This window comes from Bradyrhizobium sp. B120 (assembly GCF_049075665.1).
In the GTDB taxonomy this organism is placed as follows: Bacteria; Pseudomonadota; Alphaproteobacteria; order Rhizobiales; family Xanthobacteraceae; genus Bradyrhizobium.
On the sequence record NZ_CP185242.1, the window covers coordinates 3,862,670 to 3,887,086 of the forward strand.

At 65.5% G+C, this 24,417-nt stretch carries 23 protein-coding genes and 2 tRNA genes; 13 read left to right on the forward strand and 12 right to left on the reverse strand.

All coding sequences use genetic code 11. The annotated features are described in order from the left end of the window. Window positions 1–170: 170 nt before the first annotated feature. Complete coding sequence (bamA, locus tag ACOIX3_RS17380) at window positions 171–2,708, forward strand: outer membrane protein assembly factor BamA (RefSeq protein WP_420971056.1); 2,538 nt, start codon at window positions 171–173, stop codon at window positions 2,706–2,708. A 127-nt stretch (window positions 2,709–2,835) separates the two neighbouring features. Here bamA and ACOIX3_RS17385 read toward each other — a convergent pair. Continuing rightward, window positions 2,836–2,910: transfer RNA gene (locus ACOIX3_RS17385), tRNA-Cys, on the reverse strand. Window positions 2,911–2,934: 24 nt separating this feature from the next. After that, on the reverse strand, window positions 2,935–4,275 hold the full coding sequence (locus tag ACOIX3_RS17390) for an RtcB family protein (protein ID WP_420971057.1): 1,341 nt from the start codon (window positions 4,273–4,275) through the stop codon (window positions 2,935–2,937). 134 nt (window positions 4,276–4,409) lie between these two features. On the opposite strand from ACOIX3_RS17390, the gene ACOIX3_RS17395 reads away from it, so the two are divergent. From ACOIX3_RS17395 to ACOIX3_RS17415, 5 genes are all read left to right on the forward strand, one after another. Continuing rightward, the gene (locus ACOIX3_RS17395; protein WP_420971058.1) at window positions 4,410–4,751 is read left to right on the forward strand and encodes a hypothetical protein; all 342 of its coding nucleotides are present in this window, start codon (window positions 4,410–4,412) and stop codon (window positions 4,749–4,751) included. 53 nt (window positions 4,752–4,804) lie between these two features. Next, window positions 4,805–5,755: a DUF2167 domain-containing protein gene (locus tag ACOIX3_RS17400; protein WP_420971059.1), complete on the forward strand. Its 951-nt coding sequence runs from the start codon at window positions 4,805–4,807 to the stop codon at window positions 5,753–5,755. Further along, window positions 5,752–6,477, forward strand: coding sequence for a site-2 protease family protein (locus ACOIX3_RS17405; RefSeq protein WP_420971060.1), 726 nt, complete (start codon window positions 5,752–5,754; stop codon window positions 6,475–6,477). Before ACOIX3_RS17400 ends, ACOIX3_RS17405 begins: the two co-directional genes overlap by 4 nt. Window positions 6,478–6,487: 10 nt before the next feature. Then, window positions 6,488–7,660, forward strand: coding sequence for an ABC transporter substrate-binding protein (locus tag ACOIX3_RS17410; protein ID WP_420971061.1), 1,173 nt, complete (start codon window positions 6,488–6,490; stop codon window positions 7,658–7,660). A gap of 129 nt (window positions 7,661–7,789) precedes the next feature. Continuing rightward, window positions 7,790–9,007, forward strand: coding sequence for an MFS transporter (locus ACOIX3_RS17415; RefSeq protein WP_420971062.1), 1,218 nt, complete (start codon window positions 7,790–7,792; stop codon window positions 9,005–9,007). A gap of 28 nt (window positions 9,008–9,035) precedes the next feature. Here the strand turns inward: ACOIX3_RS17415 and ACOIX3_RS17420 are convergent, their stop codons facing one another. Next, window positions 9,036–9,680, reverse strand: coding sequence for a glutaminyl-peptide cyclotransferase (locus ACOIX3_RS17420; protein ID WP_420971063.1), 645 nt, complete (start codon window positions 9,678–9,680; stop codon window positions 9,036–9,038). 88 nt (window positions 9,681–9,768) lie between these two features. Continuing rightward, the gene (locus ACOIX3_RS17425) at window positions 9,769–10,989 is read right to left on the reverse strand and encodes a helix-turn-helix domain-containing protein (protein WP_420971064.1); all 1,221 of its coding nucleotides are present in this window, start codon (window positions 10,987–10,989) and stop codon (window positions 9,769–9,771) included. 152 nt (window positions 10,990–11,141) lie between these two features. Between ACOIX3_RS17425 and ACOIX3_RS17430 the strand changes: the two genes are divergently transcribed. Beyond that, window positions 11,142–11,330 (forward strand): hypothetical protein, encoded by a 189-nt coding sequence (locus ACOIX3_RS17430; protein WP_420971750.1) that lies wholly within the window; start codon window positions 11,142–11,144, stop codon window positions 11,328–11,330. Window positions 11,331–11,335: 5 nt separating this feature from the next. Here ACOIX3_RS17430 and ACOIX3_RS17435 read toward each other — a convergent pair whose 3' ends face one another. Continuing rightward, entirely contained in the window at window positions 11,336–12,427 is a 1,092-nt protein-coding gene (locus tag ACOIX3_RS17435; protein ID WP_420971065.1) for an adenylate/guanylate cyclase domain-containing protein, read from the reverse strand. Between the two features lie 77 nt (window positions 12,428–12,504). Between ACOIX3_RS17435 and ACOIX3_RS17440 the strand changes: the two genes are divergently transcribed. After that, a complete protein-coding gene (locus tag ACOIX3_RS17440; RefSeq protein WP_420971066.1) occupies window positions 12,505–12,957 on the forward strand; it encodes an SRPBCC family protein in 453 nt (150 codons plus the stop codon). 32 nt (window positions 12,958–12,989) lie between these two features. Here the strand turns inward: ACOIX3_RS17440 and ACOIX3_RS17445 are convergent, their stop codons facing one another. Together ACOIX3_RS17445 and ACOIX3_RS17450 are read right to left on the reverse strand one after the other, a co-directional pair. After that, window positions 12,990–13,469: a Dps family protein gene (locus tag ACOIX3_RS17445; protein ID WP_420971067.1), complete on the reverse strand. Its 480-nt coding sequence runs from the start codon at window positions 13,467–13,469 to the stop codon at window positions 12,990–12,992. Window positions 13,470–13,510: 41 nt separating this feature from the next. Beyond that, complete coding sequence (locus tag ACOIX3_RS17450) at window positions 13,511–14,152, reverse strand: HD domain-containing protein (RefSeq protein WP_420971068.1); 642 nt, start codon at window positions 14,150–14,152, stop codon at window positions 13,511–13,513. Between the two features lie 211 nt (window positions 14,153–14,363). On the opposite strand from ACOIX3_RS17450, the gene ACOIX3_RS17455 reads away from it, so the two are divergent. Beyond that, the gene (locus ACOIX3_RS17455) at window positions 14,364–15,329 is read left to right on the forward strand and encodes a GlxA family transcriptional regulator (RefSeq protein ID WP_420971069.1); all 966 of its coding nucleotides are present in this window, start codon (window positions 14,364–14,366) and stop codon (window positions 15,327–15,329) included. 83 nt (window positions 15,330–15,412) lie between these two features. Beyond that, a complete protein-coding gene (locus ACOIX3_RS17460; protein WP_420971070.1) occupies window positions 15,413–15,979 on the forward strand; it encodes a histidine phosphatase family protein in 567 nt (188 codons plus the stop codon). 21 nt (window positions 15,980–16,000) lie between these two features. On the opposite strand, the gene ACOIX3_RS17465 is transcribed toward ACOIX3_RS17460, so the two are convergent. Continuing rightward, window positions 16,001–16,354, reverse strand: a complete 354-nt coding sequence (locus tag ACOIX3_RS17465; protein WP_420971071.1) for an MmcQ/YjbR family DNA-binding protein — start codon at window positions 16,352–16,354, stop codon at window positions 16,001–16,003. Window positions 16,355–16,553: 199 nt separating this feature from the next. On the opposite strand from ACOIX3_RS17465, the gene ACOIX3_RS17470 reads away from it, so the two are divergent. From ACOIX3_RS17470 to ACOIX3_RS17480, 3 genes are all read left to right on the forward strand, one after another. After that, window positions 16,554–17,174: a PadR family transcriptional regulator gene (locus ACOIX3_RS17470; protein WP_420971751.1), complete on the forward strand. Its 621-nt coding sequence runs from the start codon at window positions 16,554–16,556 to the stop codon at window positions 17,172–17,174. A gap of 23 nt (window positions 17,175–17,197) precedes the next feature. Further along, the gene (locus ACOIX3_RS17475; protein ID WP_420971072.1) at window positions 17,198–17,848 is read left to right on the forward strand and encodes an O-methyltransferase; all 651 of its coding nucleotides are present in this window, start codon (window positions 17,198–17,200) and stop codon (window positions 17,846–17,848) included. A gap of 121 nt (window positions 17,849–17,969) precedes the next feature. Continuing rightward, the gene (locus tag ACOIX3_RS17480; protein WP_420971073.1) at window positions 17,970–18,665 is read left to right on the forward strand and encodes a GNAT family N-acetyltransferase; all 696 of its coding nucleotides are present in this window, start codon (window positions 17,970–17,972) and stop codon (window positions 18,663–18,665) included. 42 nt (window positions 18,666–18,707) lie between these two features. Here ACOIX3_RS17480 and ACOIX3_RS17485 read toward each other — a convergent pair whose 3' ends face one another. The 4 genes from ACOIX3_RS17485 to ACOIX3_RS17500 form a co-directional block, all read right to left on the reverse strand. Then, a complete protein-coding gene (locus ACOIX3_RS17485; protein WP_420971074.1) occupies window positions 18,708–20,594 on the reverse strand; it encodes a right-handed parallel beta-helix repeat-containing protein in 1,887 nt (628 codons plus the stop codon). 242 nt (window positions 20,595–20,836) lie between these two features. Continuing rightward, entirely contained in the window at window positions 20,837–22,162 is a 1,326-nt protein-coding gene (locus tag ACOIX3_RS17490; protein ID WP_420971075.1) for a TROVE domain-containing protein, read from the reverse strand. A 322-nt stretch (window positions 22,163–22,484) separates the two neighbouring features. Continuing rightward, window positions 22,485–22,558: transfer RNA gene (locus ACOIX3_RS17495), tRNA-OTHER, on the reverse strand. A gap of 846 nt (window positions 22,559–23,404) precedes the next feature. Next, window positions 23,405–24,346: a LysR family transcriptional regulator gene (locus ACOIX3_RS17500; RefSeq protein ID WP_420971076.1), complete on the reverse strand. Its 942-nt coding sequence runs from the start codon at window positions 24,344–24,346 to the stop codon at window positions 23,405–23,407. Window positions 24,347–24,417: the final 71 nt, after the last annotated feature.

Below are 24,417 nucleotides of genomic sequence, written 5' to 3' on the forward strand. Positions count from 1 at the left end.
AGTGTTTCTGAACTGTAAGCGGCGCGCGCGGCCGGAAACAAAACCGGGACCGGGGCTGCGTCGTACAGCGCTCACAGTCTCCAATCACTGGAAATAATCCCGCAATCCAGCAGCCACACCGCAGCCATCACCATCCCGTCACAACGGGTGACTGGTTCGCGAGGTGTGGAATGAAGATGTGGCGGAGCTTTGTCGCAGCGCTTGTGCTGACGGGATTTTCGATCCCGGCGACGTCGGTGAACCGGCCAGTGACTTGGCCGATGACCTGGCTGTTGGTGGCACCGGCGGCGGCCCAATCGGTCGACGCGCTCGCGATCGAAGGCAACCGGCGGGTCGAGGCGGAGACCATCCGCTCCTATTTCAGGCCGGGGCCGGGCGGTCATCTCGATCAGGCTGCGATCGATGACGGGCTCAAGGAGCTGGTCGGGACCGGGTTGTTCAAGGACGTCAAGATCGATCACGCGGGTGGGCGGATCGTCGTCTCGGTCGTCGAGAACCCGGTGATCGACCGTGTCGCGTTCGAGGGCAACAAGAAGGTCAAGGACGAGCAGCTCTCGGCCGAGGTGCAGTCCAAGCCGCGAGGCACGCTGTCGCGGCCGATGGTGCAGTCGGACGCGCTGCGGATCGCGGAGATCTACCGTCACTCCGGCCGCTACGATGTGCGCGTCACGCCTGAGATCATCGAGCGCTCGAACAACCGCGTCGACCTCGTCTTCACCGTCGACGAGGGCGCCAAGACCGGCGTCAAGACCATCGAGTTCATGGGAAACAACGCCTTCACGGCCGCGCGCCTGAAGGACGTGATCAAGACTCACGAGACGAACTTCCTGAGCTTTCTCGGCAGCGCCAACATCTATGACCCCGACCGTGTCGAGGCCGACCGCGACCTGATCCGCCGCTTTTACCTGAAGCATGGCTATGCGGACGTGCAGGTGGTGGCCGCGCTCGCCGAATATGACCGCGAGAGCAAGGGCTTTCAGGTCACCTTCAAGATCGATGAGGGGCAGCAGTACCGCGTTGCGACGGTAAGTTTCCGCTCGAGCATTGCCGGCTTCGATCCCAGCATCCTGCGCTCGCTTTCACGGGTCAGCGAAGGCTCGCTCTACAATGTCGAGGCGATCGAGAAGTCGGTCGAGGACATGCAGATTGAAGCGTCGCGCCGCGGCTACGCCTTCGCGGTGGTCCGTCCGGACGGCGAGCGGAATTTCGAGGCCCACACGGTGGGAATCATGTTCCGTGTGGAGGAGGGGCCACGCACCTATATCGAGCGGATCGACATTCGCGGCAACGGCCGCACGCGCGATTACGTGATCCGGCGCGAGTTCGATCTCTCCGAGGGCGATGCGTATAACCGTGCGCTGGTCGATCGTGCCGAGCGGCGGCTGAAGAATCTGGACTACTTCAAGACGGTCAAGATCACCACCGAGCCCGGCTCGTCGAGCGATCGCGTGGTCCTGATCGTCGATCTGGAGGAGAAGTCGACCGGCGACTTCTCGGTCTCGGGCGGTTACTCGACGACCGACGGCGCGCTCGCCGAGGTCAGCGTCTCCGAACGCAATTTGCTCGGCCGCGGCCTGTTCGCGAAGGCGACGGTCAGCTACGGCCAGTATTCGCGCGGCCTGTCGCTGTCCTTTGTCGAGCCGTATTTGCTCGACTACCGTGTCGCGCTCGGGCTCGATGCCTATTACAAGGAGCAACTGCCGACCGACTACACGACCTATGGCGTGAAGACGATCGGGGTCTCGCCGCGGCTGGGTCTCGCCTTGCGCGAGGACCTGACGCTCCAGCTGCGCTATTCGCTCTATCAGCAGGAAATCTCGCTCGATAGCGCCTACAACAACTGCAACAACAATGCCGCCAACACATCGCTCGCGTTCAATCCGACGCCTGCTTACATCAAGGATGTGCTTGGCGGCGTCGATCCGACCAACTCGGTCTCGTCAGGGCTCTATGGATATGGTTGTTACGGCGACGGCGAATCCACCTTGCCGGTGCGCAAGGAGCTGGCTGCGGGCGCGACCTGGACCTCGCAGGTCGGCTATACGCTGACCTACAACACGCTCGACAACACCAAGAACCCGACCGACGGCCTGCTGATCGACTTCAAGCAGGATTTTGCCGGCGTCGGCGGCGACGTGACGTATCTGAAGAGCGCGATCGATGCGAAATACTACACGCCGCTGGTGTCCGATCTCATCGGCCTGATCCATCTGCAGGGCGGCGTGCTCACCAAGATCGGCGACAACGATCTGCGCATGCTGGATCATTTCCAGATGGGCCCGAACCTCGTGCGCGGCTTTGCCACCAACGGCATCGGGCCTCGTGACATCACTTATGCGAGTCTCGGGGCGGTCGGCGATGCGCTCGGCGGCACCAAATATTGGGGTGCGTCGATGGAGCTGCAGATGCCGTTCTGGTTCCTGCCCTCGGAAGTTGGGTTGAAGGGGGCGGTCTATGCCGATGCCGGCTCGCTCTGGGGCTACGAAGGACCGACGTCGTGGACCGTGACCGGCGAGGTCAACACGCCGGCGTGCCCGACCTGCGGCTTGCAGTACGACGACAACAACGTGGTGCGAACTTCGGTGGGCGTCGGTCTGATCTGGGCATCGCCGTTCGGGCCGCTGCGCTTCGACTATGCGGTGCCGATCACCAAGGGCAAATACGACATCGTGCAGGAGTTCAGGTTCGGCGGCGGGACGTCGTTCTGAGTTGGCAAGCGTGCCACTTGCCGGCGAGCCGGCGGAGTGACGGCACTTGCTTGTCTGGGGGATGGCCCGGGGATCGCTCGACGGGCGCGATCAGGTTAGCGTTCGGGGCGAACGCAGGCAACATTGCTGGAGGTGCGGGCCGGAATCGAACCGGCTCATGGCGGTTTTGCAGACCGCAGCGTTCCCATTTCGCCACCGCACCCGAGCGAGGCGCGTACGCCTCGCTTTAGTCCTTGAACGGATCGAACTCGCCTTCACCCGCCATGGCCACGGCAAACGGCCGCAGTGTGTGCAGCACCTTCACCGTTCCGGCATGCCGGGCAAGCACCTCCGGCAGCCGCCGATAGGCCATCGGGCTTTCATCGAGATCGGCGCCAACCAGCGTGACGCCGCGCTCGTTGAGCCAGCGGTCCATCTCCTCGCGCGTGAAGCGGCGCTTGGCTTCGTTGCGGCCGAACAGCCGCCCGGCGCCGTGCACCGTCGAGTAGAGCGAGGCCTTGGCCTCCGGACTGTCGACGCCCTCGAGAATGACGGCATCATCGCCCATCGACCCGCCGACAAAGCCCCGCTGTCCAGGGAACGCCGGCGTTGCGCCCTTGCGCACCACCCACAAATCCTTGCCGTCATGCGTTTCGCGCCAGGCATAGTTGTGGTGGTTGTGCACGGCATCGGTGACCTTGCCGCCGATGATCTGGCGGACACGATCCACGACCCACTCGCGGCCCGCATAGGAATAGCGCCCGGCGAGCTGCATCGCGGCGATGTAGCGGCGCCCGAGCTCGGAATCCTCGTCGACGATGGCGGGCGGGACATTCATCCCGTCCTTGCCGCCGGCGGCCTTGAGGTAGCGGGTCGCGCTGGTGTGCCCGAGCCCGCGGCTTCCGAAGTGAACGCCGATCCAGACGAAGCCGGCCTCGTCGCGCATCAGGTCGACATAGTGGTTGCCGGAGCCGACCGTGCCGAGCTGGCCGATCGCCTTCTGCCGGTAAGCCTCCATGTCGCTTTCGCGCCAGGCGTCGCCATCGTCGAACAGCGCGTGCTCGACCTTCTCGATGTTCTTCCGGCCGATGCCAAAGGAGATCACCTTGGCAACGTCGCGAATGATGGTCGGGACGGTCGCACGGATGTCGTCGAAGCGCACATCGAGCCGCGCGGCCATGTTGCCGCAGCCGATGTCGAAGCCGACGCCGGAGATGCTGATCTGCTTCTCGTAGGCGATCACGCCGCCGACGGGCTGGGCATAGCCGAGATGGCCATCCGCGCAGATCACGCCGGACACGACGTTGCCGACCGCCATGCAGTTACGCATCTGCTTGATGGTCGCCGGATCATGCTCGCCGAACACCTTCAGCGGCGCGTTCTTGAACCGCTCCTCCTGCGGGCGCAGCATCGCAATCTCCGCCGAGGCCGCATCGGCCTCGCGCGCAAGCTTCTCCTTGCGCGCGGCATCGCGATACAGACACCAGGCCGGCTGGCCGCGGCCTTCGCCGACGCGGGAATCCGGATCGATGCCCGCAGCGAGGCAGAGTTCGCGGGCGCGCTCCTGGTAGGGATCAGGTCGTCGCATTGTGTTGGCTCCTGCTGAAGCTGGACCGACCGCGTGCATTCCACGCGGCCATTCGGCATTGTCGCTGCCGGAGTTCGGCCAAACCGCGCGTGGGCAACAAAAAACCCTCCGAAGCGGTTGGCTCGGGAGGGTCCGTGAAGTACGGATTGTCGATCGCGCCTAAGCGAGACCGCTCCCATGAACCGGGCATGCACAGACGATCGGCCGTAGACTGGCTGACAGTCGGCGGATCCGTTCGTATCCTTGCTGCGGTTTCGGTTGCATCGCTTCGCTCGCATTGGTTCGCGAACATAGCGCTCGCGAGGGCCGCCGAAATACGCCTGCAACCTCTGAATGTCAAGTGGCGTGCGGAGGCGGTTGATGTGATCGCGCCGCGCTTTCATGACGTGAAGCGATTCCGCATTCGGGCGGCGCGGCCGGCGGTACTGGAGCAGGGCGGTGTCGACGCTTTGGAAAAGCGACGATCCCTTATGTAGTTTGTCGTCTAACACTGCTATTTAGGGTTGTTACCGGACACCCGGTCCAATTCATGATCAAGAGGGGCGCGCTTGTGCAAAAGGTGATTTCCATCGCTGCCATCATGGTGGCGGTTCTGTTCGCGGCGCTACCTGCATTCGGGCAGGGCTCGCCGCCAAGTGAAGCCGCACGAAAAGCCGAACTGGTGGCCGCCTGGCAGGCTGCGAGCCAGGCCGGCACCGCTGGTCCCGCAGACGTGACGCTGATCGATCAGGCCAAGCTGAAGCTGCCGGAGGGATATTTCTTCGTCCCGAAGACCGAGGGGACACGCGTGTTGCGGGCGCTTGGCAATCTCGTCAACGATGCGACCTTTGTCGGCCTCGTCGTCGGCACGCGCAAGAACGATCAGTGGATCGTGGTCATTCGCTACGTCAAGGAAGGCTACATCAAGGATGACGATGCGAAGAACTGGAACGCCGACGAGCTCTTGAGCAGCATCAAGGAAGGCGTGGAGGAGAGTAACAAGGATCGCGTCGCGCGCGGCTTCCCCGAGTTGGAAGTGGCCGGATGGATCCAGCCACCGGTCTATGATGCCGCGACGCACCGCCTGGTGTGGTCGATGCTGGGCAAGGACAAGGGGCAGCCCGATAACCTGCCCAAGGGCGTCAACTTCAACACCTATGCGCTCGGACGAGACGGCTACTTTAGCCTGAACCTGCTGTCGCAGTCCGATCGCATCGAAAGCGAAAAGCCGGTCGCGCGGGAACTGCTCGCCGACCTTTCCTACAATGACGGCAAGCGTTACGAGGATTTCAGCGCCGGCACCGATCGCGTTGCCGCCTACGGCCTCGCTGCGCTGATCGGTGGGGTTGCCGCCAAGAAGCTCGGGCTGCTGGCGATCGCGACGGCCTTCGTCCTGAAATTCGCCAAGGTGATCCTGATCGCCGTTGCGGCATTCGGCGCCGGCATCATGAAGTTCTTCCGTCGCAAGCCGCGCACCGATGTGGGCGGTGATGTGACGTGAAGGCGCTGCTGCTCCTGCTTCTCTCGGGTCTCAAATGGGGCAAGCTGGCTGCCAGCGGCGGCAGCATGCTGCTGTCGCTCGTGGTCTATGCGACGATATGGGGCTGGCGCTACGCCGCGGGCTTCATTGCATTGTTGTTTGCGCATGAGATGGGGCACTACGTTGCCGCGCGGCAACGCGGCCTCGATGTTGGAGCGCCGGCTTTCATTCCGTTCATGGGCGCCTTTATCGCACTGAAGGACCATCCGGAGGATGTCGAGACCGAGGCCTATGTCGCAATCGCAGGTCCCGTGGCCGGAACGGTCGCGGCGCTGGCGGTCTATCTATGGGCACGATCCGAAGACAGCGGTCTTCTGTTGGCGATCGCCTATTCGGGCCTGTTCCTCAATCTGTTCAATCTGCTGCCGGTGTCGCCGCTCGACGGCGGCAGGGTGACGGCGGTGCTCAGTCCCCGGATCTGGTTCGTCGGGGTGCCGATCCTTCTGGCGTTGATGCTTTACCGGCCGAGCCCGATGCTGCTGATCGTCGCGATCCTTGCCGCGCCCCAGTTGCTGCGGGCGTGGCGATACGATCCCCATGCTCCAGAGAACATCGCCTATTACGGCGTTCCGCTTCAGACCAAGCTCGAATATGGCGCCGCTTATCTCGGACTTGCGGCGCTGCTTGCGATCATGACCTATGACGTGCACGAGATGTTGAGTCGGATCGGCCATCCGGCATGACAGGAGCAAGATGCGTATGCCGCTACGATCGATCATCTGCATGGCGTGGGTGCTTCTCCTCGGCTTCGCGGGCGTCGGTTCGCCGCGCGCTGCCGAATCAGGCGGACCTATCCGCGTCGGCGCGGTGCTGCCGTTCTCCGGTGGCGTCGAGCTGTACGGCGAGCAGGCCAGGCTCGGGCTCGATCTCGCCGCCAAGGATATCAACGCGGCGGGCGGCATTCTCGGCCGGCCTGTTGAGATCATCTATGCCGACGACAAGACGCGGCCCGAGGCCGCCGCTGAGGCCATGCGTTCGCTGGTCGAGAAGGACGGCGTGCTGGCGGTGGTCGGTCCGATCACCTCGCGCAATCTGAATGCGCTGGTGCCGCTCGCCGAGAGTTCGAAGACGCCGCTGCTCTACGCCACCAATTACGAGGGCGGCAAATGCAGCCGCTATCTGTTCTCGTTCGGCGCGGTGCCGAACCAGGAGCTCGGCCAGCTGCTGCCCTACATGACACAGACCTATGGCAACACGTATTTCCTGCTCGGCGCCGACCGGGTCTGGCCGCATCAGATGTTCGGAATCGCGCAGCCCTTGATCGAGCAACTCGGCGGCAAGGTGGTCGGGACGAAGTACACGCTGGGGACCGAGACTGATTTTTCTCCGCTGATCAAGGAGGTCGCCGCGAGCAAGGCTAAGGTGCTGCTGTTCGCGCTGAAGGGCGACGGGATGGACTTCATCCGGCAGGCCGACGAGGCCGGATTGCTGAAGGAGATCACCGTCGCTTTCCTCGGACTGTCCGAGGTCGATCTCGGCATCTTCCGCGGCAAGGGCCAGAGCATGGTGACGGTGGTGCCGGCGGTCGCGGCGAGCGAGGATCCGGCCGTGAAGGCGTTCGTCGCGAAAGCGCGTGCCGCAGCGAAGCCGGGCGTCGCAGTGTCGAACTACGTGATGACGCACTACAACACCCTGATCGCACTCAAGGCGGCGGCCGAGAAGGCCGGCAAGCTCGACAAGGAGGCCATCATCGACGCGATGGCGGGCCTCGCCATTGCATCTCCGACCGGGCCGGTGACGCTCGGCTGGGATCATCACGCGGCGATGAACATGTTCATCGCCAAGACGCAAGGTACCGAGCTGGTGCAGGTCCGGCCGCTCGGCGAGATCGCGCCGCAGCCCGGCTGCAGTTTGGCTGGTCGGTGACACTCTGCCGGGTGTGAGCCTTGAAGGCCGCCACGCTCGCAAAAAAGTGAGCCAGGGCGGTCGTCCGCTGTCGGTTCCACCCCGGTTCGTTCGTCTTTCAGCCAGAACGCACTGCATGGGAGTTCTGGAATGACCAATTCGACCTATCGCTGGGTGATCGTCGCGGCCGGCGGCCTGCTTGGCTGCGTCGCGATCGGCGGCATGTTTTCGCTGCCGGTGTTCCTGCAGCCGATGGCGCGGGAGACCGGCTGGTCGGTGACAGGCATCTCCAGCGCGATGACGATCGGCTTCCTCGCGATGGCCTTCACCAGCATGATCTGGGGCACGCTGTCCGACCGTTTCGGGCCGCTCCCGGTGGTGCTGACCGGATCGGTCGTGCTGGCGGCAAGCCTCGCGCTGGCAAGCCAGGCACCATCGCTGCTGGCATTTCAGTTTCTCTTCGGCGCGCTGGTCGGCGCGGCAACGGCCGCGATCTTCGCCCCGATGATGGCCTGCGTTACCGGCTGGTTCGACACCCATCGCAGTCTTGCCGTCTCGCTGGTGTCGGCCGGCATGGGCATGGCGCCGATGACGATGTCGCCGCTCGCCGCCTGGCTGATCTCCCACCACGACTGGCGGACGTCGATGCTGATCGTCTCGGGCGTGGTCGGCGCGATCATGATCCCGGTCTCGTTCCTGGTGCGACGCCCGCCGGCGCTGCAAGGTGGCCACGCTGAAGCGGCGAGCACGAATGCTGAGCCGTCGATGTCGCTGGCGCAGGCGCTGCGCTCGCCGCAATTCATCATCCTGATCGCGACCAATTTCTTCTGCTGCGCCACCCATTCCGGGCCGATCATCCATACGGTGAGCTATGCGGTCACCTGCGGCATTCCGATGGTCGCGGCGGTGACGATCTACAGCGTGGAGGGGCTCGCCGGCATGGGTGGCCGCATCGCCTTCGGCCTGCTCGGCGACCGTTTCGGCGCCAAGCGCGTGCTGGTGCTGGGCCTGCTGGCGCAGGCATTCGGCGCGCTCGGTTATGTCTTCGTGCGCGAGCTGGCCGCATTCTACGCCGTCGCAGCGATCTTCGGCTTCATCTATGCCGGCACCATGCCGCTGTATTCCGTGCTGATCCGCGAGAATTTCCCGCTCCGCATGATGGGCACCGTGATCGGCGGCTCCGCGATGGCCGGCAGCCTCGGCATGGCGACCGGACCCTTGGCCGGCGGCCTGATCTACGACACCTTTGCGAGCTATACGTGGCTCTATGTCGGCTCCTGGGCCGTCGGCCTCAGCGCGTTCCTGATCATGATGACGTTCCGGCCGATACCGGCGGCGCGGCCAACGGCGGTGCCTGCGCCGGCGTAAGTCCGGTGCGCGCGTGAAGTCATCTGCTTCACGCGCGGCTGCGCTTCGGCCGCCGGATGGCGCGCACCTTGTTGTTGGTCGAGCCGCTGCCGCAGAAGAACCGGTCCTTGCCGTCGGACTCGAGCCCGGAGACGAACACGCCCTGCGGCATCTCGAGCCGTTCCATCACCTCGCCGCTCTGCGGATCGATGCGCCTGACGTCGCTCTGGTCCTCTTCCCAGGTGCCATGCCAGAGTTCGCCATCGACCCAGGAGACGCCGGTGACGAACCGGTTGCTTTCGATGGTGCGCAAAACCTTGCCGGTTTCCGGATCGACCTGAACGATCATGCGGTCGCGATACTGGCCGACCCACAGCGAGCCCTCCGCCCAGGCAAGCCCGGAGTCGCGGCCGCCGCCGGGCGAGGGGATCGTCGACACCACGCGTCCGCTGTTCGGCTCGATCTTCAGGATGCGGTCCTCGGCGATCTGATAGAGGTGCTTGCCGTCGAAGGCGGTGCCGGCATGGGCCGCGATGTCGAGGGTACGGGTGGTATTGCCGCTGTCGGGATCGAAGGCGACCAACCGGCCACCGGCCGCGAACCAGACCTGCTCGCCGTCGAAGCTGACGCCGCCCACGCTCTCGACGCCCTCGAAGGCATATTCCCGGATGATCTCGGCCTCGGACTTCTTCATGCGGCGCTCCTGGTTGTTGTTTTGACGCGCTTTCTTGACGCGAACCGGTATCCACTTCGCTCGAAAACGCGCTGATTGCTGCCTGATGCTAGCCGTTCGGCAGCGGGGCAGGGAGTAACAACGTCGTCGTGAATCCCGGCACCGGGGGTGTCAACCAGCGCCTTGCGCGGGCGCGGCCGACCGACTGCACCTTGCCCGTGGCGGCCAGGGCGTCGAGCGCGCGCTGCACGGTGCGCTGGCTCGCGCCCAGCGCCATCGATAGCGCCGAGCTCGACCAGGCCTCGCCGTCGGCGAGGAAGGCCAGCACCGCCGCGTGCTCCTCCTCGACCGGCAGCGCCAGCACGGTGACCTCGCGGCGGCCATGCGGCTCCAGCACGAAGCCGTCGGGCGTCGCGCTGAGATCGGCGAGCGGCAGCAAGGCCCGGCGCAGCCGTCCGATCTCGACCCGCAGCCGCGCCCGGTGCGATTCATCGGCATGCTTGCCGCGAAACGCGCGTGCGATCAGTGTGGCGCGCGACACGTCCTGCGGCCACGCTTCGCCGAGCGCGCGGGCGAGCGCGAACAGCACCGGCCGCCGCGTCAGCGAGACCGTGGTCCGGGAATCACGCACGACGTAGCGGCAGGCATCGACGACGAGTGCCTTCGATCCCATCAGGGCCTCGACCTCCTCGAGCAGCAGCGGGCGCTCGTGGCCGCGCGCGATCAGGCGTGCCGCCGGCGTAGCGAGCAGGTTCGCGGTGCTTTCGACCTCGGCCGCAAGCTCGGCGATGCCGGCGCGGCGTGCGGCATCCTTTGCGCGTGCCAGCGCCTCGCGCGCCGGCTTGGTCCGCAGCCGTCGCATCGCGATCCCGGCGACGACCAGCTCATGTCCGACCCGCAGCGCCGGCGGGAAGGGCGCCGGGTCGAGGTCTTCAAGCATGCGTTCGGCCGCATCGAGGCTCCCGATCAAGAGCAGGCGGCGGATTTCGAGATAGCCGGCATGGGCGGCGTTGAGCGCGTCACCACGCGCCGCGAGCGTTGCGCGCGCTGCCGCGAGGCTCTTGCTGGGAAAGGAAAGGTCGCGCGACACCAGCGCGATCTCGGCTTCGGCCACCACGCAGCGCGCACGCGCGATGGCTTCACGCGGACCGAAGGCGCGGCCCGCGCGCCGCAACAGCTCCTTGGCGCGGGTGAAATCGCCGAGCCGGGCCATCGCGATGCCGCGCAGCGCCAGCGCCGGCGCATCGTCGCGCAGGGCCACCCGTTTCAGTGCGCCGAGGGGATCACCCGCCGCGAGCGCGCGCGCCGCAGCGGTAATCAGCGAGTCCATTCGAATCCCGACACACTTGTCACTCTCGCCCTCCGAGGCCCGGTCCTAACCTAGCACATGACGACATGGATCATCTCCAGAGAGATCGAATGATGACCGGAATCGAGACACATGAGGATTGGTTGAAAGGCCGCATCAGTGGCCGCGGTGCCATGTTCGCGCGCTGGCTGTCGCTGGCGGCGGCGCCGACCTTCGCCGTGATGGCGCTGGTGGGTGCGCTGGCGCCGGCCGACATGATCTGCGGCGCGATGCAGGGACCGCTCTCGCTGCAGGGCATGGTCCCGATGTACGCGCTGATGAGCGCATTTCATCTGGCGCCGTGGTTGCGCCTGTTCCGATGACCGGCTCATCCCTCCGGCAGGGTGAAGACCGCGCAAGGCCGTGCGATGCCGCGCAGCTCATGGGTGCCGAGCGCGACCAGCGGCATCTCGGTCTCGGCGGCGAGCGCGCCCGAGACCAGCACGGTCTGCTCCAGCGGCTTGCACAGGCCCTCCAGCCGGCTGACCAGATTGACCGCGGCGCCGATCGCGGTGAAGTCGAGGCGGTCGGCGGCGCCGATATTGCCCCAGTGCACCTCACCGAGATGCAGCGCCACGCCGAATGGCAGCGGCGGCAGGCCCTGTTTGCGTCGTTCAGTATCGAGATGCGCCATGCCGACGCGGGCCGCCGATACCGCGCGCAATGCCGCCTCGCATGCGCTGCGCGCGCTGGTCGTGACCGGAAAGATCGCGAGCAGCCCGTCGCCGATGAATTTCAGCACCTCGCCGCCGAAGGCGTGGATCGCGCCGGCGATGCGGTCGAACCAGGCGTCGAGCGCCGCGATCACCTCGGCAGGAGGATGGCTTTCGGAGAGCGCGGTGAAGCCGCGCAGATCGGCAAACAAGAGCGCCGCCCGGATGGTTTCACCGGTGTTGCGCCGCAACGGCGATGCCAGGACGCGCGCCGCGCTGCGCCGGCCGAGATAGGCCTCCAGCGCCGCAGTCAATGTCGCGCGCGCGGCGAGCGCGGAGAGCGGTGCAGCCGTGAAGCGCGCCGCCTCGCGCAACTGATCCGCCTCGGCCGGCGTGAAGGCGCGGGTCCCGATCCAGCCGAGGGTCGGGCCATCCGGCCGCGTTCCAATCGTGTCCTCATGGATCGGGCCGGGCGCGAGGCTATTGAGCCAGCGCCGGCCGGCATCGCCGGATCCGATCATAGCGGGCATGGCAAAGGGTTGTTCCGGCGCGAAGCCGAGCGCCTCGATCACCTCGCCATCGCCGGCGCGCCACAGCCAGGTGCGCCTTGCAATCAGCGGGTGCGGAACTTCGAGCGTCAGGGCGCCGCCAACAAGCGGCAGGCCATCTGTGATAAGATGGCTACCCAGGTCCGCCAGCAACCGGTTGGCGCCTGCGGTCTCGGCTGCGGCGTCGACCAGCCAGCTCAGAGTCGAGGACAATTGCATCGCCCCATCATGGGGTTGATGCGCCACCCTTGTCACGAATTATCCCTGAAGACCCACCGTCAATGGAGAGTGAAGCGATGACTGAAGCTTTCATCGTTCAACGCGAGATCCAGATCGCGGCCCCGCCCGCAACCGTGTTCGCCTTCCTGACCGATCCGCAGAAGATCGTGAGCTGGATGGGGCTCGAGGCCGAGACCGAGCTGCATCCCGGCGGGCTCTATCTGCTCAAGGGCCTCGGCAATGACCGCGACCGCGCTGCACGCGGCGCATTTCGCGAGGTCGTGCCGGTGCATCGTCTTGCCTACAGCTTCGGCTGGGAGGGCGGCGCCGAGGTCCCTCCGGGATCGAGCCTGATCGAGATCGACCTGATCAACAAGGACAGCGGCACGCTGTTGCGGATGACCCATAGCGGCCTGCCGAACGCCGAGCAGTGCGCGAGCCATAGCAGGGGTTGGACGCACTACCTTGCCAGGCTCGCGCTCGCGGCAGCGGGGCGAGCTCCAGGCCCCGACCGCGGTCCGCACGACTGAACCCGCACGCTGGTGCGGTTCAGTCGGTTCGCTCATTTGACGTCGAGCGTCGCGCGCAACATCCAGGCGTGCTTCTCGTGTGCGGTGGTGCGGACGTTGAGCATGTCCATCGTCGCCTGATCGCCGGCGGACTCGGCAACTGTGAAGGCATCGCGGATGGTCCTCACGGCCGTCTCGTTGTCGTGGAGCAGCTCGGCCACCATCGCCTCCGAGTCGAGGCTGGCATAGCCGTCCTTGATCGCCGTGAGCCTGGCGAACGCGGAATAGGTTTGCGGCACCAGTTCGCCGAGGGCGCGGATGCGCTCGGCGATATCATCGAGCGCCTGCCATACCTCGCGATATTGCCCTTCGAACAGCGTGTGCAGGGCCTGGAACGTCGGACCCGTGACGTTCCAGTGGTAGCCATGCGTTTTCAGGTAGAGCGCGTAGGTGTCGGCGAGAACCGTCGAGAGCGCCGCCGCGATATTCGCCCGCTCGGCCTCGGCGAAGCCGGTGTTGACGGCGATGGTCATGGTTTTCTCCTTCGCGGTTCGGATCGAAATTCGGCGCGCGGTCATGTCGGCCATTTCGAGCCGAGGATGATCGAGCAGAAGTTCACCCGTGTGTAGTTCATGTCCTTCAGCGCCAGCACGTCGGCCTTGACGTTGCCGAAGGTGGTCAGCGGCTTCTTGATGGTGCCGGCCGCGAAATGATCGATGATGTTCTCCTTGAAGTTCGCCTCGCGCGGATGATGCGCGCAGACATGGTCGCGGTGCTCGTGCGAGAAATCGTCATAGGCGATGCCGAGCACGTCCATCTCGACGCCGGCGGTGACCAGCGCGATGGTCGGACGCATATGCTCGGGGATGCCGGGCGTGGTGTGCAGCGCGATCGAGGCCCAGACGTCCTCGATGTCGCGTTCCGCGACGCCGTAACCCCTAAGGAAGTCGCGTGCGGCGTTGGCGCCGTCGACCTCGAAGCGCAGATCGGGGCTCGCATGCTCAGTGGTGAGGCCCATGTCGTGGAACATGGCGCCGACATAGAGCAACTCGGGATCGAACTTCAGCTTGCGGCGATTGCCGGTCAGCGCGCCCCAGAAGAACACGCGGCGGCTGTGGTTGTAGAGCAGGTCGTCCTCGGTATCGCGCACCAGCTGGGTCGCGGCGCGGGCCATGGCGCTGTCGGGTACACGGATGCCGGCGATGATCTCGGTCATTTCAAGACGCTCCTCGATATGGCAAGACGATGTCGTGGCGTGCGAACACGCGGGGCGCGCGCCGGCGCTCGTCTCTGTGCTGGGTTCGGATCGCCTGGTGGCGTGATCCGTGGTGTGTTTGTCGCCCGTCTTGGCTTGATCCCGCAACGCTCGTGCGCCGCCGGATCGGGCCAACGAGACATCGTTTCGCGCCAGCGGGCAGGGAGAAGGCATGGCGGTTCAGAAGGTGGCGATCGCGATTCACGAAGGGGTTCAGGCGCTCGATGTCGCCGGTCCCGTCGACGTGTTCGCGGAGACCAACGGCTTCGTCGCTGATGGCGACGGCTATGAGACGGTGCTGGTCGGCGCCAGCCGCGAACCGCTGCGCGCATCGAACGGCATGAAGATATCGGCCGATCTCAGTTTCGATGAGGCAGAAGACAAATTCGACATCCTGCTGGTTGCCGGTGGGCCGGTCTTGCCCGATGCCGAGCCGGATCCGGCGCTGACGCAGTGGCTGCGCGGGGCGCCCGCGCGCGCCGAGCTCTACGGTTCGATTTGCACCGGCGCCTTCGCGCTCGGCCATGCCGGGCTGCTCGACGGGCACAAGGTGACGACGCATTGGCAGAACGCGCAGCATCTGGCGGCGTGCTTTCCTGATGCCGAGGTGATCTTCGACCGGATCTACATTCGCGACGGCAGACTGATGACCTCGGCCGGCGTGACCGCGGGCATCGATCTCGGTCTCGCGCTGGTCGCCGAGCGTCATGGGCCGCAGGTCGCGGTCGCGGTGGCCAAACGGCTGGTCGTGGTGGCGCAACGCCAGGGCGGGCAATCGCAATTCAGCCCCTATCTCACCGCGCCGGTCGACGAGGATTCGCCGATTGCGCGCGCGCAGGCGCATGTCATGCATCGTGTCGGCGAGCGCCACACGCTGCAATCGCTGGCCGAGGCCGTCAGCATGAGCGTGCGTAATTTCGGCCGCGCCTTCGCCCAGGAGACCGGTATCACACCGCATGAATTCGTCGAACGCGCGCGGGTCGACGCCGCGCGCCGGCTGCTCGAGGGCTCGGACCGGCCGCTGAAGGCGGTGGCGTTCGACTGCGGCTTCGGCTCGGCCGACCGCATGCGCATCGTGTTCACCGAGCGGCTCGGCGTGTCGCCCGCGCAGTACCGCTCGAGTTTTCGCAAATTGTGACGCCGTTCATGGAGCGGAACATGCCGCCGGCGTAGGATCGATATTGCCCTTGCCAGCAAGACATCTTCCCCGGGGAGGACGCCATGGACGCGCTCACGCTCTTCATCATCCGTCACGCCGAAAAGCCCGATGATGGCTGGCCGGGGCCCGGCTTCACCGCGAACGGTGTGTCCGATACCGAGTCGCTTGTCCTGCGCGGCTGGCAACGCGCCGGCGCATGGACCGCGTTGTTTGGCACCGACCTCGCCAAGGACGACTATGCCAAGCCTGACGCGATCTATGCCGCGACGCCCGGCACCACGCCGAACCGGGGGCCGAGCAGCCGTCCCGCCGAGACGATCTTGCCGCTAGCGGCGCGTCTTGGCGCGACGCCCAACGAAGATTTTGCCAAAGGTCATGAGCCGGCGCTGATCAAGGCGCTGCTGACGCTGAACGGCGTCGTGCTGCTGTGCTGGGAGCACAAGGCGATCATCGCCGACGTCCTGCCGTTGATACCAGTCAGCAGGGGCAAGCCGCCCACCAAATGGGACGCCAGCCGGTTCGACGTCGTACTGCGCTTCCACCGCGCCAAGGGCGAAGACAGGTTCGCCTTCAAGGAGTTGTTTCCGAAATTGCTGTCCGGCGATTCCGACAAGCCGCTGGACGGCTGAACAGCATCACGGCCGCGCCGATCAGTCGAGCCCGAGCGCCTTGCGCGATTTCCGCGTCAGCTTGGCTGCGATCAGCGCATGCGCCTGGTCGAGATAGGCCTTGAGCTCGGCGTCGGACAGGGCGTCGTTGCCGATCAATTGCACCCATTTGGCACGCGCCAGATACGGCGCCGGCCGCGCCAGCTCCTGCTCGATCAGAAGCTCATAGGCCATGTTCGAGGTCTTGAACATGAAGCCGCCGCTGCTCGCGACGAAGCCGCCGGCCAGCGCGAACATCTTGCCGCCGACCTTGAACACCGACGTGCCTTCCCACTGCACCACCTTGGTGGCGGCGGGCAGGCGCAGGCAATGAGCTTCGAAGGTCTTTGGGCGCATGAGTCGGAGGGCTGGAGGACTTCAAAGCCATAGGGCAGCCGCGCGAAGACAGGCAAGCCCGGCGTGAACCGGCAATGCCGGGCCCGTCCCAGCCGTCGCTTCGTCCCCGGGATCTCACGAAAACGTGGGTTGTCGCTGTTTCATCTGTAGATATATCGTAAGATATGTTTTCAGTAAGGAATGACCAATGAGACGATCGATGTTTGGCGGCCGGGACGATGAAGGATTCCGGTTTGGGTTTTTTGCCATGGGCCGGCACGGCCGGGGCGGCCATCGCTTTGGCCGCGGCGGACATGGCTTCTTCGGGCGGGGTGGCGGCGGCGACTTCCCGGGATCGCGGCGGCTCTCGTCGCAGGACCTGCAGCTCGTCATCCTGGCGTTGCTCGGCGAGCAGCCGGCGCATGGCTACGAGCTGATCAAGAAAATCGAGGAGCGGTCGGACGGCTTCTACAGCCCGAGCCCGGGCGTGATCTACCCGGCGCTGACCTTCCTCGAGGAGATCGGCCATGCCAGCGTCACCCAGGATGCGGCGCGCAAGCTCTACAGCATCACCGAGCAGGGCAAGGCGCATCTCGCCGAGAACCGCGCCACCGCTGACACCATCCTCCAGGCGCTGTCGCGGATCGGCGGCCGCATGGAGGAGGTGCGCGAAGCCTTCGCCGGCGTGAGCGATCTCGATGGCGAATCCTCCGACGACGTGCACCGCGCCCGCCACGCCCTGAAGAGCGCGCTGCGCCAGAAGCGCGGCTGCGATGCCGCCGAGGCGCGCCGCATCGCGAAAATCCTCGACCGCGCCGTCGCTGAAATCCTGCAACAATGACGCAATCGCAAGGGAGACCCTTCATGTACAACGCTGAACCGCACAGCGCGATTACTGACGCCCGCGTCGCTACCGTCATCGCGCGCTTGCAGGCCACGCGCCTCAGGCCGGCCGCCGGCGGTCCGCGCGGCAATCCGACGATGAGCCGCGATCCCCTCGACTATGCAGAGCAGGGCTTCTCGATTCATCCCGAGCAGGGCGAATTGATCTATCTGTTGTGCCGCGGCCTGCGCGCCAAACGCGTCGCGGAGTTCGCGACGTCGGTCGGAATGTCGACGCTGTATTTCGCCGCCGCGATGCGTGACAATGGCGGCGGCACCGTGATCGGCTCGGAGATCGTGCCGGCCAAGGTCGCAACCGCGAAGCGCAATCTCGCCGAGGCCGGCCTGGCCGATTACGCCGAGATCCGCGAGGGCGATGCCCGCAAGACGCTGCGCGATCTCGGTGGTCCCGTGGACTTCATCCTGATCGACGGCTGGCCGGGCGAGAAGGGACCGACGCTCGCCCGCCAGGTGATCGAGATCGTTGCTCCGCAGCTTCGTGTCGGCGGCTACGTCATGAACGACAATGCCGAGGCGGATTTCCTGGAGTTCGTGCGCGATCCCAAGAATGGCTTCGTGTCGATCACGCTGCCGCTCAAGGGCGGCACCGAACTCTGCCTGAAGGTGGGGTAAGGATCGGTTCGGGACGGCGAAATCCTGCTGGCGTGATTGTGAGCCGCAACGACATCACGCCGCGCTGGATTTTGTCGGCGCTTCTTGCTCTGTTCGAGGAAAATCAGGAGCGAAGCGCCGTATGTCCGAAGTCCCGCCGATCCATCCGCTTGATCGCCCAATCTGGAGCGCGCTGACCACGCGGCAACGCGACCTTGCGGAAAGCGGCGCCGACGCACGGCGCTTTCCGGTCGCAATCGCGCCCTTTGCCGACGTGGTCGACATGTCGCCCAATAGTTTTGCCGCGCTCGGTGCGCTGTTGTCGGGGCCTGACATCGCGGTGCTGTTCACGCCCGATCCTGTCCCTGTGCCGCCGGAGTTCAAGGTGCTGCTGGCCGAGACTGGCGAGCAGATGATCGGCACACCGGCGGAGTTTTCTCTGCCCGGCGTCGAGATCGTCACGCTCGGCGCTGCCGACGTTCCCGCGATGATGGCGCTGACGGACATGACAAAACCCGGACCGTTCAGCGCGCGGACGCATGAGCTCGGCACCTTCCTCGGCATTCGCGTTGGCGGCGAGCTGGTCGCGATGACCGGGGAACGGATGAAGCCTGGGAACTACACCGAGATGACCGCAGTCTGCGTTCATCCGGACCATCGCGGCCGCGGCTATGCGCAGACGCTGCTGTCGGCGGTCGGCCGCCAGATTGTGGCGCGGGGCGAAATTCCGTTCCTGCACGTCTTCACCAGCAACGTCTCGGCGATCGCGCTCTACCGCCGCCAAGGTATGGAGATCCGCCGCCGTCTGTACATCACGGTGCTGCAGAAGCGGGGGTAGGGCAAAGTCCGGGAATGATGCCCTGAGCGGCGTCGCGCTTGCTCACGCCAGCCTGTTGCCGGCAAGATGCACCGTGCGCTTGTCGCAGCTGGGATCGATCGCGACGGCATTGGTCGCGATCCGGCCGTGTGCGGCGACGTTGTTGCTGATCTCGACGTTTCTGGACCGGCCGACGTAGATCGCGCTGGCGGGCTTGATGTGGAAGAAGTCGCCGGCCCCGAACACGCCGCCGCGCAGAAATGTCTGGCCGATCACATTGCCGGCGATTTTGACGCCGTCGGCGTTGCTGACGAAGATCGCGTAGATAAAGGAATCGTCGATGTGATTGCCTTCGATGATGACGCGCCGGTTCTGGAAATTGTCCTGAAATCCCCTGGCGCCTTCCGGCGGCACCATGCCGACATAGATGGTGCCGAGCGTGCCGCTGCCGCTGGTCAGCTCATTGGCGCCGTTGACGCAGTGGCTGAAGCGGTTGTTGCGAAACACGAGGTTCTCGGCAAATCCTGACTCCGACCAGAAGCCGATGTCGCTGCCGGCCTGCAGCGCGACCCCGGTCGAGAACGTGAACTGGCAGTTCTCGACGATGGCATTCGGCGCCTTCATCAGCACGCGGCCGCAGGCGTGGAAATTGCAGCGCAGCACGGTGGCGCCGGATCCGATGTGCGTCAGCGAGGTGATGGAATCGCCGGTCTTGAGCGGCAGGTCCTGCTGCAGCACCACGTCGTAGATCAGGTCCGGCTGGGTGGTCGGGCTCCGGTTCTTCCAGAGCTGGGCGATCTTGACCTTCAGCTCGGGCGCGTGGCGCTTGGTCAATTGCTCGACCTTGCCGCGTCCCAGCGAGCGAAACGTCGCATGGTCGCAGCTCTCGATATCGTCGCCGGCCGCAAGGCCGACATCCCATTTCGGGCTGAGCAGAAACCGTCGTGGCGCGGTCTTCGCCACGACGTAGTAGTAGAAGCCGTGCACGTTGATGGCATCGTCGGAGGTGTTGGCGAAACTGCAGTCCTCCATGGTTGGACCGCGCGCGACTGCGGTGAAGTGCGAACCGTCGGAATTGGTCGAGATCAGGCGGTCGGTCGTCGCGCCCTTTGGCCGGGGTCCCGGAACGACCGAGACCTTCTGCAGCATCATCGAGCCTTCGCCGCCATTCTCGATGATGCCCATGCCCGGCGAAGCCAGCAGCTTCAGGTCGATCAGGCTCGTGGCGAAGCTGGAGTCCACGGCGATGGCGGCCGCACCGCTGTTTGCGATGGTGACGACGTCACCGACCGTGATCGGCAGCTGACTCGGGAAACGATCGTTCGCGCTCCATTGCAGATGCACCTTGATCAGACCGTCGCTGAGCCGTGTGGCATGGGCCGGGGAGAGGAAATCCCTGGCGCCGGTCTTCAGCGCCCGGTTGCGGCGGTCCATCACCTTGAAGAAGCCATCGGTGAAAGCGGCCAGCAGCGCCGCATCATCCGGATAGCCGGGATCGACCTTCACCGTGATGTCGACCGCCTGCTTGTCGAAGGCGGTGATTGTTCCCTGGGTGAAGGGCAGCGGATCGTAGTCGATGGTGAGATCGCGGATGGTGAGGCGGTTGCAACCGGAGATCACGAAGGTCCCGCTGCGTGCCGTGTTGATCAGCTGCGCGCCATTGCCGTTGAGCTCGAAGCCGTGCAATTGCCGGAACGCGAGCGGCCGCTTGATCCGGTAGCTGGCGTTCTTCTCCAGATTGAGGGCGATGTGAGTTGGTCCTGCCTTGCTCGCATCAGCCGAGGCCTTGGCGATGGCGGCCAGCGCCTTGGCAAAGGCCGCGTCGGCGTCGCCGCCGGAGGAGGCCGTGAAGGTCGCCATGTCAAACGTGGCCGCGCCCGCAACGGTCGTCTGTTCGGCACGGCTTTCGCTGCCGAGCAGCGGGCTCGCTGCGGCAAACGAGGCAAGCATGAGCGCTCGCCTGCGGCTGATCGGCATGGGCACACGACTCTCTCTGGAACCGCGGTTGATTGCGCACATTGTCTGCCGGCGGAGATGAACCGCAGCGAAATGACGGGGAGTTGGCGTGACGGCTCTCGACCTCGTGATGGGAGATCGCCGCCGGGCGATCACAAAGATATTGGTTGCCGCTCGTGAAAAGACCCGGGCGCGCTGTGGTGCGCGCGTCCGGGTCCGTTGTTGTGTGACGCAGGTCAGTGCGTCGTCTGTTCCGACGCTGCGATCCAGGCGATCACGGCCTCGGAGAAGCCGTCGACCCGCGTCCACGGGCCGTGTCCGACCCCGTGCTGGTAGGACGCCACGTTGACCATGTAGCCGTGCCCCTTGGGCGCGGGCACCTGGTCGTGGCTCTGCTCGTCGGTGAAGACGATCAGGCGATCGCCCTTGCGGTCGATCTCCGTCACCGCCTTGCCGAGATACGTCCCACCGTGCGGCTGCGAGCCGATGATCGCATCGCGCAGCGCGAAGCCGCGGCGCGGCGGCAGCTTCACGAGTTCATTGCTGAACGTGAAGATCTCCACCTCGTCGCAGACCTCGCGGGCGAGGATCGCAAGTCCGCAGGCCGCTTCCGCCCGCGTCATTTCAGACTGGGCCGAGAGCGGCGTGAACATCGATCCCGACACGTCGATCAGAAGCCGCGTGCGGCCGTCCAGCCGCGCGTAGTCCTTGACCGACTTCAGCATCGCGGCCTCGAGCTCGGGCTCGAAGTCCGGCGCATAACGTGCCGCCGTGATGAAGCGGTAGGGCAGGATACGATCCGTCCGCATCGCCTCAATCGCGTCCGCAATGGTCCGGCGCGGCACCTCCGCCTTCTGCATCAGGCGCAGGTTGCGCAGCAGCGCCAGCCCGCCGAGCCTGTTCTCGGCGATCAGCCGCTCGAAAGTCTCACGCTTGTCCTTGCCGGACGAGAGCGAAACCTCCCAGGTGTCGGGCGAGGCCAGCTCGCCGTCGACGAGCTGCTTCCACACCTTCTCCTGTGCGGCGTCGTTCGGCTTGGCGTGAACCAGGAACAGCACGTCCTTGATCCGCACCGCGCCGTCGCGATCGTACTTCGCGAGCTGGTAGGCGTCGAACCTGGTGAGCGCCCGCGCCAGCCCCTTCTTGATCTGCGCCGAGACCGGCTGACACTTGCGCTGCTGCTGCGGGCCGAGCGCATCCGCCCAGTAGATCGCAAGCAGCTCGGTCATCTCGTCCGGCCGCTGGATCACGCGAGCCAACGTGTCGGCGACCAGCGTGCGGTGCGTCGCGTGCCGCGCCATCTCGCGGACCACGAGCAACGGCGCATGCCGCAGCTTCATGGTCTCGCGGGCGGCGATGGCAAGCTCCGCCACGCGCGCAGGCTCGACCTTCGGCACCAGCGCCTTGATGCGATCGGCGATCGCGACGCCGTCCTCGTAGAACTGGTTCTCCCACAGGAGGCAGTTCAGCAGCGCGCGCCGCAGCTCCATCTCGGGCGTGAAGCGCTTGCCGCGCGCCCCCTCAAGGGTGAAGGCGCGCATGATCTTGTTGATCGTGGCCATGATGGCCTCCTTTCTGGGTGAGTATGGATTGGAAGGTGGTGCCGGGGAACGGGCGAGAGCTGAACCGCCCTTGCGGGCTTTACGTGCTCTACCACTGAGCTACGGACTTGCGCCCGGGAGGAGTCGAACCTCCGACAGCGAAGTAACAGCACTCTTCACCACCGGCTGTCGGAACGACGTCCGAGCAAACGGAAAGCGTTTGCGAGGACGCCATGCCAACGATCGAGGACCACGACCCGGGAACAGGCGATTGCTGAGACCCCAGCCGGCAGCTTACCCTGCCGATCGGGAAGCGCTCTACCGCTGAGCTACCGGCGCACATGACGCCGGGCGGGATTCGAACCCGCGACCTCTCGTTTCACAGACGATGTAACAGCGACCTTCACCACCGGTCGTGGAGGGGGGGGGGCGGGGAACAAGCGATGCTGTTGCTGCCCTTGCGGGCGAACCGCCTTTCGGCGTGCGGGCCTCGAACCCGCTCGGCGCCGGAGCGCCTTACCACGAAGTAACAGACATCTTCACCACCGCCAGACCGGCGCGTTGCACCGGCCATTGATGGGTACGCTGGGGAATAGGCGATATCGGTTTTGAGCAGTGACGCAACACGGATCCGTCCTTGCGGAGCGAAACCGTGCCGGGCCGCGTGCGATTCCCTGCGCAGGGCCGCATCCCGGTGCGTGCGTCAAAGGCGGGGGTCGAACCCGCTTTCACCACGCGAAGTATCCGACATCTTCACCACCAGCGTCGGTTGAGCCGCAAGATGCGGCAAACCGAATTGAAAATTTCGTCGCGGCGCTCTCGACGCGCCGCCGTTTGCGAACTCCTCGGAGTTCACTCTGCCATCGGTGTCCGGCTCATCGCCTTGTTCCCTCCGGCAGGCCCCGCGCGCTTGGGCACGCGCGTTGCCGCGCGAGCCCCGGGATCCGGGTCTCCCGTTCCGGCTTGCGCCGGGCAGTTCAGATGAGCCGTGCTTCGGACAACAAAAAACCCTCCGGAGCGGCTGGCTCGGGAGGGTCCGTTTAAGGCGGACTGTCGACCTCGCATTATGCGAGATCGCTCCCATGAGCCGGGCACACGCTATCGATCAGCCGAAGGCCGTTCGATAGTCTGCGGAATTTTTCAAATCCGTAATGCATCATCGTGCTCATGTTTGATCGCGAGCGACAGTGCTCGCGAAGGTTGCGGGACATACGCCTCGTCATGGTCGATGTCAACAAGGGAAATGATCGCGCGGAGAGAACTTCAGCGCTGCTTGCGTGCTCTTGTCTTGCGCGCGGGCGCGCCGCCTTGCGCGGCGATCCGCGTCAACGCATCCGCGAATGCACGCGCCGCGGGGCCGAGCGGCTCATCGAGTCGGTGCGCGAGATAGGCCTCCATCGCAAGCGCGGCGTTGCGGCCGAGTGCGCCGGTTTCGACCCGCACCAGGCGGCGGTCACCGAGGTCGCGCGCGACCTGCCAGAGCGGCAGCCGGCCCCAGCCGAGCCCGGTCAGGATCATGGCATGCTTGGTGTCCTGATTGCTCACCCTGCAAATCTGCGGCGAGAGCACGCCGAAGCTGCGGCCTTCCGACAGCGGCGTCGGATCCGACAGCACGATCTGCAGATGATCGGCAAGGTCGGCGACGCTCTTGCGGCCGCGGCGCGCGAGCGGATGGCTTGCGGAGGCGACGGCGATGATCTGCACGGCGCAGATCGCATCGAGCGCGAGGCGGGGATCGCGAAAATCCTCGCCGACGGTGACGGCGAGCGCGCTGCGCCGTTCCGTCAATGCGGCGATCGGCCCGCCCATCGGTTCGACCGCGAGCCGCACGCTCACCGACGGATAGGCTGAGCGCATTTCCGTCAGCGCCGTGCCGACCGAGGCGATCGGAAACAGCGTGTCGACCACCAGCGAGAGCTCCGATTCCACTCCTTCGCCGAGGCCGTGCGCGCGCGCTCGCATCGCATCGACGCGGAGCAGCAGGTCGCGGGCGTTGCCGAGCAGCGCCTTGCCTTCCGCCGTCAGCGCCGGGCGATGGCCGGAGCGGTCGAACAGCATGAGACCAAGCTCAGCCTCGAGATTGGCGATGGCATGGCTGACCGCGGACTGCACCCGCGCCAGTTTCGTCGCGGCGGCGCGAAAGCTGCCGCTCTCGGCGATGGTGACGAAGACCCGGATCTGGTCGAGCGTGAGGTTATCGAGCATGATCTATGAAATCGATCGACTGGATGCAAAACATATCACTCCTGTCGATGATCGGGAAACGCTATCTGTGG

Coding starts and splice junctions, on each gene's coding strand:
- bamA (WP_420971056.1), top strand. CDS start 171: ATGAAGATGTGGCGGAGCTTTGTCGCAGCGCTTGTGCTGACGGGATTT.
- ACOIX3_RS17390 (WP_420971057.1), bottom strand. CDS start 4,275: ATGCGACGACCTGATCCCTACCAGGAGCGCGCCCGCGAACTCTGCCTC.
- ACOIX3_RS17400 (WP_420971059.1), top strand. CDS start 4,805: ATGATCAAGAGGGGCGCGCTTGTGCAAAAGGTGATTTCCATCGCTGCC.
- ACOIX3_RS17410 (WP_420971061.1), top strand. CDS start 6,488: ATGCGTATGCCGCTACGATCGATCATCTGCATGGCGTGGGTGCTTCTC.
- ACOIX3_RS17415 (WP_420971062.1), top strand. CDS start 7,790: ATGACCAATTCGACCTATCGCTGGGTGATCGTCGCGGCCGGCGGCCTG.
- ACOIX3_RS17420 (WP_420971063.1), bottom strand. CDS start 9,680: ATGAAGAAGTCCGAGGCCGAGATCATCCGGGAATATGCCTTCGAGGGC.
- ACOIX3_RS17425 (WP_420971064.1), bottom strand. CDS start 10,989: ATGGACTCGCTGATTACCGCTGCGGCGCGCGCGCTCGCGGCGGGTGAT.
- ACOIX3_RS17430 (WP_420971750.1), top strand. CDS start 11,142: ATGTTCGCGCGCTGGCTGTCGCTGGCGGCGGCGCCGACCTTCGCCGTG.
- ACOIX3_RS17435 (WP_420971065.1), bottom strand. CDS start 12,427: ATGCAATTGTCCTCGACTCTGAGCTGGCTGGTCGACGCCGCAGCCGAG.
- ACOIX3_RS17440 (WP_420971066.1), top strand. CDS start 12,505: ATGACTGAAGCTTTCATCGTTCAACGCGAGATCCAGATCGCGGCCCCG.
- ACOIX3_RS17445 (WP_420971067.1), bottom strand. CDS start 13,469: ATGACCATCGCCGTCAACACCGGCTTCGCCGAGGCCGAGCGGGCGAAT.
- ACOIX3_RS17450 (WP_420971068.1), bottom strand. CDS start 14,152: ATGACCGAGATCATCGCCGGCATCCGTGTACCCGACAGCGCCATGGCC.
- ACOIX3_RS17455 (WP_420971069.1), top strand. CDS start 14,364: ATGGCGGTTCAGAAGGTGGCGATCGCGATTCACGAAGGGGTTCAGGCG.
- ACOIX3_RS17460 (WP_420971070.1), top strand. CDS start 15,413: ATGGACGCGCTCACGCTCTTCATCATCCGTCACGCCGAAAAGCCCGAT.
- ACOIX3_RS17465 (WP_420971071.1), bottom strand. CDS start 16,354: ATGCGCCCAAAGACCTTCGAAGCTCATTGCCTGCGCCTGCCCGCCGCC.
- ACOIX3_RS17470 (WP_420971751.1), top strand. CDS start 16,554: ATGTTTGGCGGCCGGGACGATGAAGGATTCCGGTTTGGGTTTTTTGCC.
- ACOIX3_RS17475 (WP_420971072.1), top strand. CDS start 17,198: ATGTACAACGCTGAACCGCACAGCGCGATTACTGACGCCCGCGTCGCT.
- ACOIX3_RS17480 (WP_420971073.1), top strand. CDS start 17,970: ATGTCCGAAGTCCCGCCGATCCATCCGCTTGATCGCCCAATCTGGAGC.
- ACOIX3_RS17485 (WP_420971074.1), bottom strand. CDS start 20,594: ATGCTTGCCTCGTTTGCCGCAGCGAGCCCGCTGCTCGGCAGCGAAAGC.
- ACOIX3_RS17490 (WP_420971075.1), bottom strand. CDS start 22,162: ATGGCCACGATCAACAAGATCATGCGCGCCTTCACCCTTGAGGGGGCG.
- ACOIX3_RS17500 (WP_420971076.1), bottom strand. CDS start 24,346: ATGCTCGATAACCTCACGCTCGACCAGATCCGGGTCTTCGTCACCATC.